Genomic DNA, 16,987 nt, shown 5'->3' on the forward strand with positions numbered 1-16,987 from the left:
GAAACCGATCAACATCATTGTTTCCATGCCCAACTTCTTTCGATCCGGTAATGACAGTCAATGACTGCTCAAATCGCAGGAATTTGGACCGCGAACTCGGGCGAATCGGCATCAGACTGTTGGGAGATTGCCTGGCGACGGCGAAGAGGGGCTGGCTCAACAATCCAGGCCGCGGAGTTGGCGGGCAATTTCGGACACCGCGTCGACGGCGCGAGCGATATCGTCGCTGGTTGTCCCATGGCCGCCGCTGAGCCGCACGGTGCCGGTTGACTCTGTCCCCAGATGGTGATGGATTCGACCCGCACAGTGGTGTCCTGAACGGACTTCGATGCCGAATTCCGCATCAAGGATTGCGGCCGCGTCGTCCGGTGGCAGGTCGGGTCCAAAGTCGATGCTGGCGATCGGAAGTGGCCCCGCATTTCCAATCACGCGAATGCCCTCGATGGAACGAAGACCGTTGTGCAGCTGTTGCGAGAGACGCGAAAGTTTGGATTCGTCCGATTCGGTTTGGTCGGAGTCCGAGTTGCTCCTCGTCAACGCCGTCGAAGTGGACGATTGCAACGCTGCGATCCATCCCGCCATCGCGGGCAAGTTCATCGTGCCCGCTTCGAACTTATGCGGCATCGAGTTCGGCATGTCATCGTCCAAACTTCGATTGCCGGTCCCACCCTGCATCCAGGTGCCAACGACGTTGTGCCAGTCCGAATGAAGGTACAACGCACCAATTCCCGGTGGCCCTCCGCAACCTTTGTGAGCTGGAACCGCAATCGCGTGGGCATGGGACAATGTCGCCGAAACGGGCAGGTAGCCGAAAGATTGAGCGGCATCACAAAGGAAAAAGACTCTTTGTTCAGGGCTTCTGGATCGATTGATACGCTCGATCTCAGAACCAATTTCGTCGTTCGGTTGCAAGGTTCCCGTCACGTTGGAGACATGCGTGATTGCAACCAGTCGCGTGTGCGCTTCGATCCTTTGAATCACATCGCCTACCTGCAGTCGTCCTTCGGTGTCGCATGGGATCTCTTCCAAAGCTGCGTCCACCGTTCGAGCCGCAGCGACGATGGGGCGGCGAACAGCGTTGTGCTCCATGGCAGAGACCAGGCAATGCGATCCACGTTGGACATGCTGGCCAGGGCCGATCAATCCATGAATGATCGCGTTCAACGCTGCCGTGCATCCCGAGTGGAAGCTGATGCAAGCATCCGATTCGGCATCGAGTGATGAAGCCAAAAGGTTTCGCAGCGATCGGACGATTTGATCTGAACGCTGAGCCGATCCGTAGTTGCCTCTGGATGCGGAAGCGCCGCCATGAGTCAAGAAATCGGTCATCGCATTCGTGACCCCCGCCGCTTTGGGCCAAGATGTGGCCGCATGGTCAAGATAAAGACGCGAAGGAGACGAGCCGGATTCCGCGTTGTCAGAATCTTGCATCAGGAACCTTCGGCGTTGTAACGCCAGCGTTTGAGGTAGGCCACCAAGTCGGCCATTTGTTCGATCGAAAGGGATTGTTCCAACCCGCTGGGCATCAAGGAAGCATCCATCGATCGGAACGATTCAATGTCCTGGCGTTCAATGTGGCGAAGTTTGGTCTCGGCCTCCAGCAGCGTGACCGAATCTGTATCCTCGCTGGAAAGCAAACCGGACACAATCTCCCCGTCCACCGTCAATACTTGGTACCGCGTGAACGAAGCGTCAATCGCAGCGTCCGGGTTGAGTATCGCGAGCAAAAGTGATTCCGCCGACTTGGTTCGGCTGTCGCTGATATCTGGTCCGACCACGTGCCCGACACCTTCCATGCGGTGACAATTGGAACAGTGCTGAGCGAACTGCTTGCGTCCGTTTTCAACATCCGCTTGCCAGAATCGTTCTGCGACAACGGCGTATTCCTGCAACACCTTGGCTCGATCGGCCGGAGGAGCGAATGTTGCAGCGACCTGTTCCCGAATGCCAGCGTCACGATGCCGACGCAGGGTTTCGAGTGATCCCGCGTCCACGAACGTCCGGGGCAATTGGCCGCTTTGAATGGACTGCATCAGCCAACCAGCAAACTCTGGACTGGCCTCTGCGTGGCGGCATGCCACTCGCCGCTCGCTTGGTCGCCAAGTTCCTGAATGCCGCAACAATTGTTCTTGCGTCCAGTCTTGGTCGTGTTGCAACAGGATTTGCAGAACACTCGACCGCAACGCCTCGGGGGATGCTGGTTCGAGCTGAGCTCTCAGGACATCTGAATTTAAAGCAACCAAACCCAGGAAGGTCACGGCATCTTGCTTTCGATCGATCGATTGCGATGGGGCCGACAAGCAGTTCTCAGCAAGGGATTGTAGATCCGCCAGCCACTCGCGGTTGCCGAGAACAAGCGTTTTCCTAGCGACGACCGGCGTTGTGCCACGCACCCAACATGCAATTGATGTTAGCTGGCTGAGAGCGTCGTCCTGCTGCTGGATCAAGTCGAGGGTTTGAGAAAGATGTGACGCCGCGGATTGCTCGAGCCAGGTTTGGACCAATGGTGACGTGGGGGAGAGCGTTTGCCGTGATTCATCAGATGCTACCAGGACGCGACGAAGCAACTCAAATTGCATTGAGGATGGAATGGTCGTTAGCAGCTTACCGATCCAAGCGGACGATTCTGATTCACCGGCAAGTCGTTCGAGCTCTGAGATGACTTGGTGGAAGCTTTCTGACGAAGGATCCTGCGCGATTTCTTGGCATCGCGAAGTGTTCAGGAACGACTCCAAGGCCACTTGGCGGACTAGTGAGCTGGGATCTCTCAATAAATCGAGTTGTACGAGTTCTTGATTCTCGCTCGCGGGATCTGACATCGACGCGGCAATGGCTCGAAGTCGAGGTTCTTCGCTCCCTCGCAATCTGTTTCGCTGTGATTCCGTTAACTGTCCCGATTTTGCCAAAGTGAGAGCCAATCTCGCCTGGGTCGCGGTGGGAATCGATTCCTCTTCCAAGACGGCTGCCATGGACGCCAATGTCTGGTCCGCCCAGGAAGTCTCCGGGGCGCGGCGTTCGGCCATCAGATGAATGAGAAATTGGTGCCCCAAGGTTCGCCGCACAGGGTCGGCGGATCGAAGCGATTCCAAGGCCGATTTGATCGATTGGATCCGCACGGGAGAACGCTTTGCTGGCGTTGGTGTCATTCGCCAGATACGCCCGAGGTCTGTTCCGTACCTTGTGTCCGGCCGTTCTTTCAGCTCGTCAGGGGCCCAGTCGGGATGCTCGATGACGGCTCGAGCCATGTCCACCACAAGCACGCTGCCGCCGAGGTCGGCGACGAGATCGACCGGGCGAAACCAAGTGTGTGTGCTGGCAAGCCATTCATTGTGATGTTGAACTCGTTGAGATTGCCACGTGTCACCACTGAACGAGAGTTGTTGGCGTTGGACCGCCGAGGCCGTGGGTTCGCACACGTAAAGCGAATCGTCGTCGTTCGCGAGCACTCCGCAGGCGGCACTGAACTGGCCGGCATGCAGGTGGCTGGTTGTCCACGCGTCGGCGAGCGGACGTACCAAGGAGTTTTCTCCCGTGGACGCAACGTCGTGAATCGCGTCGCTGGGGGATAAACGAGAGCGATCGACCGTTTGAGCTTGTAGGACCGCCTGGATTGCCGGGTTCCGATTGCTGCATCCAATTCGTCTTCCGTAGTCGTCGACGGAAAGACCATGTTGGCTGTTTCCGGTCACCCTGCCCCACTCGCCGGAGATGGGATGGAAATAGAAGTCGTGTTTCGTCAACGCAAGCGGTTCCTTTGCGACCGAGAATCGTTTGTCGACCGACTCGACCGATCCACCTCTCAAACCGTTCGCAACGTAGATGCATCCGTTGGGGCCGAGGACGGGGTGATTGGCTCGTAGTTGTTCGTTGCCGATCGCGAATCCATGGAACCATGTTTCGACCTGGTCCGCATGGCCGTCACCCGTCGTGTCTTTGTGCCAAGCAATTTGGCCGGCGGAGGTGACGATCGCGCCAAAATTCCAGTTTTGTTTGCTGCCATTGATCGCGGTTTGGTGCGATGAGAATGAATCCGCATCGGTCGCCACGGGCCATGGAAGCACCCCGGTTGCGAAATCAAGTTGAGACGCGAACGTCTTGGCTTGGTCCATTCGTCCGTCACGATTCGTGTCGGTCAACACACGAATGCGACCATGTCGCTTCGATGGGGCGAGTGGGAGCGGGTAGTCGGCCATCTCGACCACCCATAGCCGGCCTTGTGGGTCGAACGCGGCGGAGACCGGATCGAGAATCATCGGTTCGGACGCCACCAGTTGCAATTGCCAACCATCATGGAACTGGAGAGACCTTTGAACTTCGTCAGCAGTGGGAGCTTGTTCGGTTTCCGCAATGATTCGTTTTGGCTTCGCTTCAGCTTCCTGAGCGGCGAGAGTGCTCGTGGTGCAGAGGAAGCCAAAGAGAATCGTCAATGCGGATGCCCAGACCCGCAGGCGTTTTCGTAGCGGCGTCCAAAGGGACTCGAATCCACTCAGCATGATCGCAGTGACCATCAAGGCGATCGCGACTGGGAACGGTGCCAGCACCAACGCGATGCATCCCAACACAAAGATCCAAGTGGAGGGATGATTCACCAGTTGATGCATGCGTTGCACCCAGTCGGCTTGGTGCGAATGATTTCGGCTCGGTTGCAACCGCAATACAATGAGCAGTCCAGCGCTGGTGAGCAACAGCAAGGCACGCATACCATGTTGAGCCCACGCGAGCGACATTGAAGTGCGAGGTTTGGACGACCATGGTGGTGGAAAGCTCGGGTCGCTGGACCAGTACTGGCTTGCGGTAAGCCAGCGATCTGGATGATGTTCCGTCAAGACAGCAGACCATTGCCCGTCAGCAAACATGACTGTTTCGGAAGTACGCCACCAGGCATCTGATTCGTTGGCGGCATAACGCTGGACTTGCAGGGAAAGGTAGGCCTCCATTTCGTCCCAACTAAAAATCGCATCAGCGGGACGTGACGAGAACTCGTTCGACATTTGTTCGAGAGATTGCGATTCGGGTGCGTCCGCGTTCAATGGATCAAATCCAACACCGGCCGAGCGACACAGTGCATCATAACGTTGCAGCCAGGTTCGAATCCAAGCCGCCACCTCTTCGTCGCGTCGGTCGGCTAGCGAGTCAGCGGTCGCCGCGATGGAACGCACGGTGTGCGTTGCCAAAATCTGCCAACGCTGGGATGGCGTGATTGCTTGCCAACGTAATTGCGAGGCAGCGTCTTTCTGATCCGAGTCCGAGCGTTGACCCTGACGCGAATCAAGTGGGGCGATGGTGGATGCCTGTTGCAGATTTCGTGAGAACTCGGCGTGATGATTGCTTGTCAGGCGAGAAGTCAATCGGGTGAACGTGTTCTGCTCCGCCGAGTCGAGTTCTTTCCAGCCGAGCATTTCGGCGCGATCAAATTCGGGCGTGAGCTCGCTGAGGATTTCAATTCCTTGGCTGAGTCGACTGAGCGGCAGTAGGAATTGCAGTTCCTGATCGTCAATCGGAACGATGTCGGCAGGCAAACGATTGACCCAACCTGAAATGAACCGGACGCCATCAGGAAGTTGCAGCGTAAGAGAAGACGCATCTCCCGGTAGGATGTCGTAGCGGCTGATCATGTATCGATCGTCCAAGACTTGATGATCGGCTAGCAGTGCTCGAGCGACATTGTTGGTCTTTCGAAGCGGTTCGAGTTCGACGGACCAATTCTCGTTGGAGACGCGAAAGAAACTCACATCGTCTTGAAGTGAATCTGATTCGGATTGGTCTTCGCCGGATTCTAGCTGAGTGAGTTCCCACCGTGGGCTGACCAAAGGATCCACGCCGTTGGTTTCCCATCGGATCGCCGCGTTCGTCAACCGATTGGGGACCACGATATCCATTCGCGATCGTTGGGCCATCAACACTCGAATCTTCGGCACGCTCACTCGGACCAAATCCCCGGCTGCCAAGCGACTGGTGAGACGAAGGTGGCGTATGTTTTTGTCCGCCATTCGAATGCGTAAAACTTGGCGTGCCGGCGTCAGGGTTGGTTGACGCGTCGACGCACACAGCGGTTGAATTTGCAACGCATCACACCAACGAGATGGCATTTCGACGTCTAGGAAGTCCGGTTTCCGTTTCGATTGAAGTTGGATGTCCGTTTGGGCTGTCCATCGACCTTCTTCCCAACGCAAGGAAACTCGGGTGTCTGCAAGAAATGGATGTTGTGATTGATTGACTCGGAACTGTGCGTTGCCGAGTTCGTCGACCACGGAGCCTTCGACTAGCCAATCGTTGACGAGTATTTTTCCCGCCGCCAGCATCGCGGCTGGACCCGTTTCAACGTCCGTTTGATTGGGAGTGGTTGGTTCGGATTTCCAACGAATCGTGGTGTCTTCGGCACGTGAAAGGATGACGTTGTTGCGAGACTGAACCGGTTGGGATTGATGGACAGGAGTGATGTCGATCAGACCCAGCCGAGTGTCTGAATTCTTTGGAATTGTAAGGTTGGCATCCAACTCCAGTTCTAAACCGCGACCCTCATGTTGGATCAACAAGCAATCGCGATTGCCCTCACGAATCAAGGTCCAGACGCGGCTTGCTTCGAGCGATCGTGCGGTCTCGCTGGATGCTTCGTTTGTGGTTGAAGAGTTGTCAGCGTTTTCGTTGTTGGACGTGGCCGCCGCGTTTGCAGAAGGACTGGCCAAATTCGACGGGCGATCATCCGGAAGACCAGGTTGACGGATCGTCCAATCGAAAAGTTGTGTCTTTGGTGGGAGCACGACTTTGATCAGATTGGGCTGGAATTGAACCGGTGTTGTCGTGGTTTCTGTGGAAGGGGATGCGTCGATTGTCGTGGGCGCGATGGTTGCTTCCAACCTCATGTGTTGGCCGCTGGCGTCCAAATGAATCTCTTGTCTTGATTCGATCACCAATGGTCGTTCGGCTTGCAGTCGAATTCGAACCGATGGAGGTGACCCCGAACTCTTGGAAGCTCGATCAATGCGGCTGATGGTGCCAGTCCATTGTGCGTAGAACTGCTCGGGTGCGGTGCGTTCGATGCCCAGAGAGACCGGCCACACAGGCAGCAGTTCGCTGGAAAGCGTCCACGCCACAAAGGTCTCGCCAAACGATTGTCGCGACGGTGTGGGAATGCTTTGATCGCCGGAAGCATCGATCCAGCGATTGGTGAGTTCGACGTCCGGGCAATTCAATGTGCGTTCGCCCGAAGTTTCTTCGGCCGATGGTGCTTCTTCGGCGACGGACGTTTCCTCATTGCTCGATACGTCATTGCTCGATCCGTCTTCGTCGTCGTCAAGTTGGTTTGCTTGCGACCAGCTTTCGCTCAAATCCCAAACCAAGCGAATGGGCAGATCCGCCTCCGATACTCGTGTGAGTTTCCATTGGTGAGTTTCTCGCTTCAGGACCCTCCACGCCCGTGAAATCAGACGAGGCGTTGATCTGGTGTCGGGATCAAACCGAAGGACGACCTCGCCTCCGGAAGGGACCTGTTGCAATGGAGCCAGTTCACACTCGACCGAACAGTGACGCGAGGTGGCGTTGACCCAGTACCGCCGTCGCCACTGCGACGCAAAGTTCCAAGGTGCGGTAGAGGTGTCGGGCGATGCGTCCTCCACGGAAAGGAAGCTGGGACTGGCTGGCGATACGCCGCTGGCCAACGCGTCCGCGGTTGGCTTGCTCTGCACTTGGATTTGAAGTCGTTGGCAGGGACCGATGGCGAATTGGTTGGAGGAAATGATGCCAAATCCAATGGCGCGGTCCACGGTGGGCCAGGCCACATCGTCCGTCACCACGCGAAAGTTCGAAATGCGATAGTCGCGACGAATCACCAAGCGTGCTTGCGGCAATTGTGGCAGAGTGATCTCAACGAGCGTGCCGTTGGGAGAGTGAGTCGTTTCGCAGCGCAGACGCACACGCAAATCGAATTGAGTACCGGAAGGAACCACGACCAACGTGCCGCCGCGTTCATCGCTGGCGCGAGTCAATACGCGAGTGGTATCGTCGGCCCGCACCAAGACGACTTCTTCGACGGTGTCCAAAGGAAATGGGAGCCGAAGCCGACTGCTGACGCGCGGCGTTTCCAATGCAAAACGAGCCACCAGTTCGATGGGTGAGTCCTCTTGCAGCAAACTGATGGCACGTTTCGAACGTTCGGACGTAAAATCCAATTCATAGCTGGCCTGCGAGAACGAGATCGGTTGTTCACGTTCGTCCGGTCGTACCAGAAACAAATCTTCGTAGAGTGATTCGGGAATGTAGGCCTTGTCGCCCATCGGCTGATTTTTCGTGTCCAGCGGAACCAGAATGTCCATCGTCTGTCCGAAGACTGGTCCAGTGCCAAGTGCCGAGAAACCGAAGAGTGACAGCCAGATCAGGCACGACGGCAACAACGCAGAGCTGGAAAAGTCGCTGGTGGGATCTGATTCGGCGGTCTTGGAAGCTGGCGTGCCGAAGTTTGATCGAACTCGTGACCGTGACGAATCGGACGACGTGGCTCGGCGGGCGAGTTGCCAGTGCTGGGTTGCAAGTTTCAGCAGTGCGAGTGTCAGCGGTAGTGCGACCCACGCGGTCATTGAGACAAACGTTTCCGGCCACAGCAAAACGGCGAACAGCGAGAGAGCCAAACCGCAAGCCAGCCCCCAGCGTGCTTGCCAACCGACCCACAGGCTGAGTGCCAGGATGCCCAAAGCGCTCACCCAACCGATCCCGATGACCCATTGGAGGAAAATCAATCGTGGGTGTTCGTCGGAACCAATCCAAGGAAGAATCAGGCTGTCTTCCGCCGGGGTGATGTTGAGCTGGTTGCCAAGCGTGAGTCCAACCGCTTGAAGGTCATTGACTCGTGTTTCGCGAATCCATGATCGTTCAAAGGACGTCGTGCTCCAGTGAACGTCCAGCGTCACGGCACCCGTCGCCGAGGTAGCAAATCGAAGGTGATGCTGACGGGTGTGTTCTGGGATCGCTTCGGTGCCATTGAGTTCAGTGCTGATCAGATGAGCGTCCCAAGGCAACGAAACCTCGATGGGTTGAGTCGCGACCATTTCAAAACGAGTGTGGGCGATGTCCGTTCCGCTGGCGGACGCGACGACGTGCGTGTTCTGACGAAGCACGAGATTCGACGGAGGCGTTTTGGACCGAGTGTTGATCGAGACGACCAAATGAGGTGTCGACTCATATCGGTAGCGAAGCAAATTTTCGCGAGGCGATTGCTGAAGAGAAGGTATTCCGACAAGTTGCGGGGTGGGGCGTGCCAACTGAAGACTAGAATTGATTTGCAATTCGCAGGTCTGCGAAGTGGCCTCCGAGAGTCGAAACAGACCAACATGGAAGACTTGTTGCGTCTCGTCGTTTCCGAGTTGACGTGTGGGCGTAGAGTCGTTGGCGTATGTGCAGATGCCAATTAACGTCGACTGATCACCGAACGGACGCGGAACCGGAATGGTCCACTCGAACCATCCAGATTCCGATGCAGGAGATTCTGGATCGTCCATCGGCAAGTTGGTTGCGGCCGCGGATTCGTCGTTTGGAGTGGTCAGGGATTGGCGATTGGGCAAGGTTTGCCGTGGCACCCACACGCGTTGGATTTCGTCTTTCGCAATCGAGGTCGGAGTCGCTGAGTCCGTCAGTTGAACTTGCCAGTCGATCTTTTCTGGCGGGAAGTCTTTCGACTGCGACGCCATGCGGACTTTGATGCGGCGGGCAGTTTGCGGCAGCCCTTCGACTTGGATTCGGAGTTCCTGCTGCAACCCGCGAGGCACCATCGTTAAACGCGAGAGACAGGAGCCCGTGATAGTGCTGTCGGGAGTTTCCAGCGTCAGCGGCGGCGTTTGGTCGATGGCGTGACTCAATACAATTGCATCACCAGGCAGCGGCGCGAATTCACGACGTTGTTCAATGGACAGATCCGAGAACTCGATTCGAGCTGGCGAAATCGCAGTTTCTGCCGTCCAACCCATGTCGGCCGGCGGGATGACCGCTGCGGTCAATTGGCCCGGGCAATCCACCACGCGAATCATCCAAAGCGATGGGATCTGGGGCTGGTTGGGCGGACGACGACGCTGGCCGGTGGCGCGGATCGTCAGCGTCGGGCCCCCATTGTCATTCGTTTCGACCTCGTCCGGTCCTGGCCAAATGGTCAGTCGCCGCCCGCGGCGATTGGGGGCGTTGATGGCAACCGTTCGCTGGTTGGTACCGACGGAGATGCTTTCAAATGTGAATCCGTCCTGTGCTTCCAACTGAATGGGGACAAGCTGATCGTCAGTAAGTTTGACGCGAATCACGCAGCGAGCTTGGATCGTGTTGTCTTCGATGAGGAAGCGAGCTTGGTGGTCGGCATAGGAAGCAATTTGCGATTTCGCGAGTTCAAGTTGCCAGGATCCGATCAGTGGTTCGCCGTCGACGGTCTCGTCTTTGCGAAACAAAGTGGCTGCGGCGGAGGAGTTGATGGGTGACGGACCGGTCGCTGTCCAAATGCTATCGCCGCTGTCTGTCGTCGCGTCTGAATTCAGTTTTGAATTGCTGGCTGGTGGTGTGGTTTGCCAGCCATCGGGCAGATCCCATCGTGCGACATTCAAATGGCGAGGCATGGACCACTGGATTTGCCAGGGCGTTGCGGAGATCAATGTCTCTGACGAGAACACTGGTTCGGGCAAGTTGATGTGATTGGACTTGGACGCAACCGGAACGGTTCCTGTAACGGTGATCGTTCGTGATTCGGTCGAGGACACGTCCTCAACATCCGCTGGCACATCCAGTTCAACTCGTGTTGCCATCGTCGACGTTGAATTCGGCGAATCGGCCACCGTGACGTTGCCGACGGGCTCCGCGTGGAACGAAACCTCGCGGTCATCGACCCGGACTTCGGTGACATCACTGTGAAGCCAGATCCACGCGGGAATGGACTGGATCGGTTGAGGATCGATCTTCAAACGGGCCTCCCAACTCAGCACGGATCCGTCAAACCGGTAGGTCATCCGGCAATCCCGCAGGACGGTGGCGGGGTTCTCCGTGGAGGCGGGAGCGAACCGTGGCCGAAGACGCAGATCCAATGTTTGAGAGCCAGCGGATTCCAGGAAAACCCAACGTTGCGGTTCGTCGTCCGAGCCATCTCTCGATGCGGCACTTGATGAGGTCAGCGAAATTCGTGTTGAGTCGGCGGGATCCAGCCACTCCGGAAGCTTGTTATCTTCGACATCGAGCACCACGGCTTGTTCGCACGTCAATCGTTGATCATTGGGTATCCGAATCCAGATGCGTGCGATGACGGTATGGGGCAGCGTGAGATTCCACGTCATGCCGTCCCATGTAGGAGTTCCCTGTTGTTTCCAATCCCAAGCCAGCTCTCGATTCGCGAGAGTTTCTTCGCTGGATTGACTGGCAAGCGTGAGTGTTCCTCCGGAGGTGGATTGGATTTCAAAAGCATCCGAGACCAACTCGCGTCCTGATGCTTCATCCACTTCTCGCAGTCGCAGCACGGCGAAGCTGACTTTCCCGAGAGTTTGACGGTTGCCGGCTTGCTCCGAAAGCTTCATGCGGCTGGCGTTGCTGATCAGCGACCCGTTTCGGATGGTCGCCACCATGTCGCACTGCGTTAGCCCGTCGCTCGATTCGGGATCCGAGTTATCCGTAAATTCCTCGAGTGTCTGAGTGAGTTCCTGGACTGTGATGGGGCGGTAGTCATCGGGGACAAGCCTCGCGATTTGGGATCCAAACAAAGAAATCCATCTTAAAGAAGCGTTGCTCTGAACTTGCGTCGCGAGCGTGTCCCAAGGGGAATCCGTGGCCCGCGGCGTTGTCAAAACTTCTGACGGTTCAGCCTCATCCGGCAACGTTTCTTCGGATGCGTCGGGGGCACCGCTCGTCTCCTGTTCCGCCGGTGGGTCGTCGGCATAAAGCTGGATCGCGTGGGTTGGCACAGCAAGCGTGAACGCGAGCAACAAGAACACACCCCGCCACTTCAGTCGCTGAGGTTTGCAAATCATGATGAGGACCCCGGCGAATGGCTCGCGGTGGCACCCTCCTCATCATAGTCTTCTCGCAGATCATCGCCGGGGACCGAGTCTGGAGATTCCATGTCTTCATCGATTGAAACGCCGGATCTTTGGCGTCGTCGAGTGGAGCCCGTTGACGTGGGGCGAGACTGCGAACCTTTGGCGGCGGATCGGGACCCGGGTAAGGAGCCTTGATTGCGACGGTTCGCGCGAGTGGAACCGTACGGCGGTAGTTGTGCCGATCCGCGCGAGGCGTTCGACGATTGAAGCACTCGATCGGAAGTGGTCGGCGAAATCAGTGCCGAAATCGCGTAGAAGACGATCACCAAGACCAAAGAAATCATGATCAACTGAGCGGTCACGATGACACCGTCGGGAGCAGCCACCAACACGCCCGCCAACACCACCGCCAATAGAATGATGGCAAAGGGGTGACGACTGCGTGGAAAAAGTTGCGTTGAAGCCGCAAGTAACAACGAAATGCTGCCCACCGCCAACCACATCATCGTTCGCGAGATGGTGAGTGCTGAGAACGCATAGGGGTCGCTGGAATAGAACAGGTATTGGTTGCTGGGCACCGTGAACGAGGCGTTGGACGACGCCTCTTTGAGCAGAGCCAGTGTCGTTTGGTTCGATTCAAACGGCGTCGTCACCCATTCGACGAGCTCGGAATCATCCAAAATGGGCTCGCGAGAAAGACGCAGTTGGTCTCGTTGCCACTGCATCATGCGACCAGCCGACGAGGATGCCCAAAAGAGATGCGAATCGGTCGGTACCGAAAGTTGCCAATCAATTTGTGCGGAGCCAACCGGAAGTCGCATCAGAGGTTGAATGGTGGTCCACCACGGGCTGGTTTCGGTTTCCGTCCAAATCCGAACATCCAGCAATGATCTCGTCGAACCGGGATTCGGTGTTGCCGATGTGTTGGTGGAGGAAGCAAGAGTCGCCGAACGACTCGGAATGTCGACTTTCAAGCCGCCGCGGGTCCGAGATGTCGGCACCAAATTGCCATTGAGGCGAGTTTCAATTCGAATGGTTTTCAGTTGGCTTGATAAGCCAATGCCGATTTGTTGTCCGTCTTCGATCACCGCGATCAGTTGTTCATGGCGTGTGCGTTGACCCACTAAACTGCGGATCAACGCTCGCGAAACTCGAACCGCGGTCGTCTCCACGGTTTCTTCTGCGAACTCCAGCGAGAAAGGTGCGTCGGGGATGGACGTGAACGACCATTCATTCAAATTCGCTGCCAAACGTCCGTTCGCATTGGGGCTCAATTTCTGTGCTTCGGGAAGTTGACGCCCATCACTGATTGAGATTGACCACGATTTTCCTTTGCCACCGGTGATGTTTTGCGGGATACTCAACCGATAGTCCGATTCCAACGCGATCTGATCCGCAATCGGTTGTGGGATTCCCATCCAAGCCAAGTGCGATGAGTGCTGGTCTGCGGGCAATGGCGAGGTTGGCGATTCATCGGATGCGGAGGCTGCGGCAGGTGAGTTCGGATCTGTTTCAGAGTTCCGATTGACCAATTGATTAGCTGTGTCGGACGTGGACGTTGGCAGCCAGTTTTGAAGCGGCAAGCGGGAGGTGAGTTCCACCTCGTGATCGCCGGTGGACAAACGCGGGGTGACGATTTCGAAAGTCGACCAATCCTCGTTGGCTTGATCGGTGTCGCGACGGCGGACCATCGCGGGCACTCCGTTGACCACCGCGGACCACTGAGCTCCGTTGGACGCAGATGTGGGGACGACGAAGGAAAGAATGCCTTCCAGGTCGATGGTGCTGGCAAGATTCCAACTGGAATGCGTGATCCACTGGCTTCCCTGTGTGCCCATGCTGGTTCCGCCGGACAGACTCAGTTTCAGTGGTTGCTGACTGAAGTTTCCTACGACGGTCCAAGGCCCATCGACTGATAGCAAACGGAATTGATTCTGTGTTTCGGTACCGGTCCGTTGCAAGTTGTCGCTCTGTGATAGATCGACCGTCCACTGCAGACGTTTGGCGTCTGCGACTTTGATGATGGCTTCGGTGATCGCACTGGAGGATTCATTGGTTTGCAAACGCGGCAGTGTCAGTGCCAGTATTTGCGAATCTTCCGTGATCGATGGTTCGGCGCCAGGTTCTTGCAAGATCTTTTCAGTCGTGATGACATACTCGCGTGGCCATTTGCCATCCGATGCGTCGGCTTGCCATTGCACCAGCCCATCTGAGATGGAGATATCCAGTTCTTCTTCGTCATCATCGGCGGTCAAGTGAGTCAGTTGCCATCCTGTTAAGTCCAGTTGCATGTCTTGCGGATCAATGCCGCTGCCACTGGACTGAACCGTCATGACCGACCGCGCCAAGCGATCTGAAACGGCGAGGTCAATTGCCACGGACAAACGTTGTTGACGTTGTTTGCCGGAAAGCCAAACGGGCAATTGAAACGAGTCGCGAAGAAATCGAAAGCTTTGGGTGCGTTCCCCAACATTGACCGTCGCCGCATCGGATGCGATCGCTTCCACGCCCAAACGAGGACGCCAACGCAGACGATGATCCTCGGCCGTGACGACGGTGACGGTCCCGCGGTGTCCAATCGCGTCCGGTACTCGCGGCAGGTTCATTGCCCACGGGGAGGTGGCAGAGGCTTCCGGGACCGGCAAACGCAATTGCAAGCGAACTTCCACCCGCGAAGTAGATGTCATCGCGTCGGTGCGATCGGTCGAAAACTGAATGCGTTGAGAGGACGACTCGGTTGAATTGGAAGCTTCGTTTTCAGCTTCGCTCAACAGCTTCATCGTCCATCCCGAGTCCGCCACGTCGATCGCTTCGCCAGATTCAAATGCGGCGGTGGTCGCATCCTCGCTCGCGGAGGGTTCAGGGGCCAGTGTGTTTTCACGCGAGACCTCGTCGATTGCCACTTCGGGGCTGCCTAGCAAGACCGCGCGTTCGGGCAGTTCGACGGCGAATTGATCCAATTGGCCACGCAAGTTGCGAACGACCAATTGAACTTGCATCGTCGGTGGATCGGCGGGGGACTCCCAGCGAACGATTGCTTCGGATTCCGTTTCCAAAAGACGAGCGGCTTGCGTGGCCGATGGAAGCCATTGCCACTTGAATGCAAACTCGCCTCCCTGACTATCAATTTCAAACCGAGACGATGCCGTCTCGGCCGGCTTGCCTTCATTGAGAGTCGGGCGATTGGACAGTTGTCGCAAAACCTCTCGGCCATTCCCAACCACTTCGGCTGAGATCAATGGACGTGGGGCGTCTGAGTCGCCTGATCCTGAGTCGCCTGATCCCGAGTCGTTGATCGTGGGCGGCACGATGGCGACTTCCAATCGAGTTGGAACGTCGGGCAACGAAAGTGGCAAGAAACTGGTGCGAGGCCCCAGGCGTCGAACGCGAGTCGACATTCGCATTCGGCAGACGCAATCGATGGGGGCATCGGACGCTGCGGATTCAGCCGGTAAAACCAACTCGTAACCGAGTCCACCATTTCGAGTGGACCCGTTGGTGTTGGATGATGTGGAAGATGCAGCGGACGAATCGAGCGATTCATCACGCGTGGAGAGTTTGTTGGCCGAAACCCGCACGAAGGCTCGAGCGAGTTGCCCATTCAAACGGTCGGATTCGCTTTCGAGAGACTTTGCCGACGCATCGGTTTCGTCATCGGACTTTTCTTGGGTGGAATCTTCCCGTGGATCGTCCGTTACCGCTTCCACGATGGCCGGTTCCAAAAGATGAAACCCATGCAGACCCAGATCAAGTACGATGGGCGACGACGTTCCTTCGCGCGGGGTGCGAGGGTCGATGACGAAATGGCATTCCAGTTCCAATTCCGCGCGTTGTTTCTCAACGCCACCCGTCAAATCGATTCGCTGCAGGGTCGCTCGCCGATCTTGGACCTGGATGCCCTGTTCCAGTCGTCTGAGTCGATCGATCTCTTCGAAGGACATTCTTGGCATGACGACGGGAGTGCCCGATTCGTCCAGAAATAAAAACGCATCCGGGGCAATTCCGCTGGCCTCGCCTCGAATGATCTCAGGAGTGGGAGTCGTCCCCGGCGGTTGAGCGTACGCCGCGACGGACGCCAGGAGAGTGAGTGCCAAACACATCGGTCCCCAAGCGATCAACCATGGAGCCATGTTCCACTTTGGCCGACTATCGCGCAAGCAGCGATCTTTCTTCAGCCGTTCCATCGGCCGCGAAGGGGGGGAAGTCGAGTTGGACGCTGGTCCGGACAACAGGGCACCGTCACAGAATTATGGCGCGTTGAATCAAAGAGAAGAGGCTTCCCAGTTTACGCAAATCACGTGACCGGTAACAGCTTTTCCAGCCACCAGGCTGGTTCCCGCTGGTTCAAAACCGTCAAAACCCGTCTGATTCCAACATTTGGAACAACAAAACACCTTCAGTCACACCCTCGGACGGTGGTGCCCTGCCACGGACGAGGGAGTTTCCCTTGCGAACGCCGCTGGTTGGGTGAGCCGCAAAGTTAGCCCGCGTGACGTCGACGCCAGAGAAAGCGAAGGTAATCGAGCATCATCCACTGAATGATCAACAGCGCGACGGGGCCGGCGAACAAACAGAACTGGCTGAGCTTTTCATTCTCGAACCATTTCACGCCCGCAGCGGCGAGTGCCGACAAACAAGCCATGACGAAGGCACCGTTGATCAACAATAAACCGCACGACAGACCAACGGAACCGAGCGTGGTCAGGCATCCTCCGGCGATGTCGGCCAGAGGAATCGAGTGGGATCCGATGCGTTCTGATTCTTCGGGGGTCGCACCCGCGCGATCGCCACCCGGGCGAGATCCTTGCTGGGAATCAGAAAGCTTCATTGAATATTCTATTTTCGAAACTGCCGAGACCTGAGTCCGGCGTTTAAACTGTCACGTTTGGCGGTGCCTGGATGGATCGACGTGCTTGCGACGAGCAGCCAGTTCAGCATGGCTGCGAACGGCCATTTCAGCATGGCTGTTAATGGATTGAGAAACAACCAGCCATTGA

General features: G+C 56.7%; 4 protein-coding genes. All 4 read right to left on the reverse strand.

All coding sequences use genetic code 11. The features are described from left to right. Positions 1-156: 156 nt before the first annotated feature. The 4 genes from LOC70_RS16935 to LOC70_RS16950 all read right to left on the reverse strand — a co-directional run bounded on the left by LOC70_RS16935 (position 157) and on the right by LOC70_RS16950 (position 16,818). The gene (locus tag LOC70_RS16935) at positions 157-1,431 is read right to left on the reverse strand and encodes an aminotransferase class V-fold PLP-dependent enzyme (protein WP_230255173.1); all 1,275 of its coding nucleotides are present in this window, start codon (positions 1,429-1,431) and stop codon (positions 157-159) included. Next, the gene (locus LOC70_RS16940; protein ID WP_230255174.1) at positions 1,431-11,981 is read right to left on the reverse strand and encodes a PVC-type heme-binding CxxCH protein; all 10,551 of its coding nucleotides are present in this window, start codon (positions 11,979-11,981) and stop codon (positions 1,431-1,433) included. Before LOC70_RS16940 ends, LOC70_RS16935 begins: the two co-directional genes overlap by 1 nt. Continuing rightward, positions 11,978-16,120: a hypothetical protein gene (locus LOC70_RS16945; RefSeq protein WP_230255175.1), complete on the reverse strand. Its 4,143-nt coding sequence runs from the start codon at positions 16,118-16,120 to the stop codon at positions 11,978-11,980. The genes LOC70_RS16940 and LOC70_RS16945 overlap by 4 nt, the downstream gene beginning before the upstream one ends. A gap of 350 nt (positions 16,121-16,470) precedes the next feature. Next, complete coding sequence (locus tag LOC70_RS16950; protein ID WP_230255176.1) at positions 16,471-16,818, reverse strand: hypothetical protein; 348 nt, start codon at positions 16,816-16,818, stop codon at positions 16,471-16,473. Positions 16,819-16,987: the final 169 nt, after the last annotated feature.

The organism is Rhodopirellula halodulae, from assembly GCF_020966775.1.
Taxonomy (GTDB): Bacteria; Planctomycetota; Planctomycetia; order Pirellulales; family Pirellulaceae; genus Rhodopirellula; species Rhodopirellula halodulae.

Coding starts and splice junctions, on each gene's coding strand:
- LOC70_RS16935 (WP_230255173.1), bottom strand. CDS start 1,431: ATGCAAGATTCTGACAACGCGGAATCCGGCTCGTCTCCTTCGCGTCTT.
- LOC70_RS16945 (WP_230255175.1), bottom strand. CDS start 16,120: ATGGCTCCATGGTTGATCGCTTGGGGACCGATGTGTTTGGCACTCACT.
- LOC70_RS16950 (WP_230255176.1), bottom strand. CDS start 16,818: ATGAAGCTTTCTGATTCCCAGCAAGGATCTCGCCCGGGTGGCGATCGC.
- LOC70_RS16940 (WP_230255174.1), bottom strand. CDS start 11,981: ATGATTTGCAAACCTCAGCGACTGAAGTGGCGGGGTGTGTTCTTGTTG.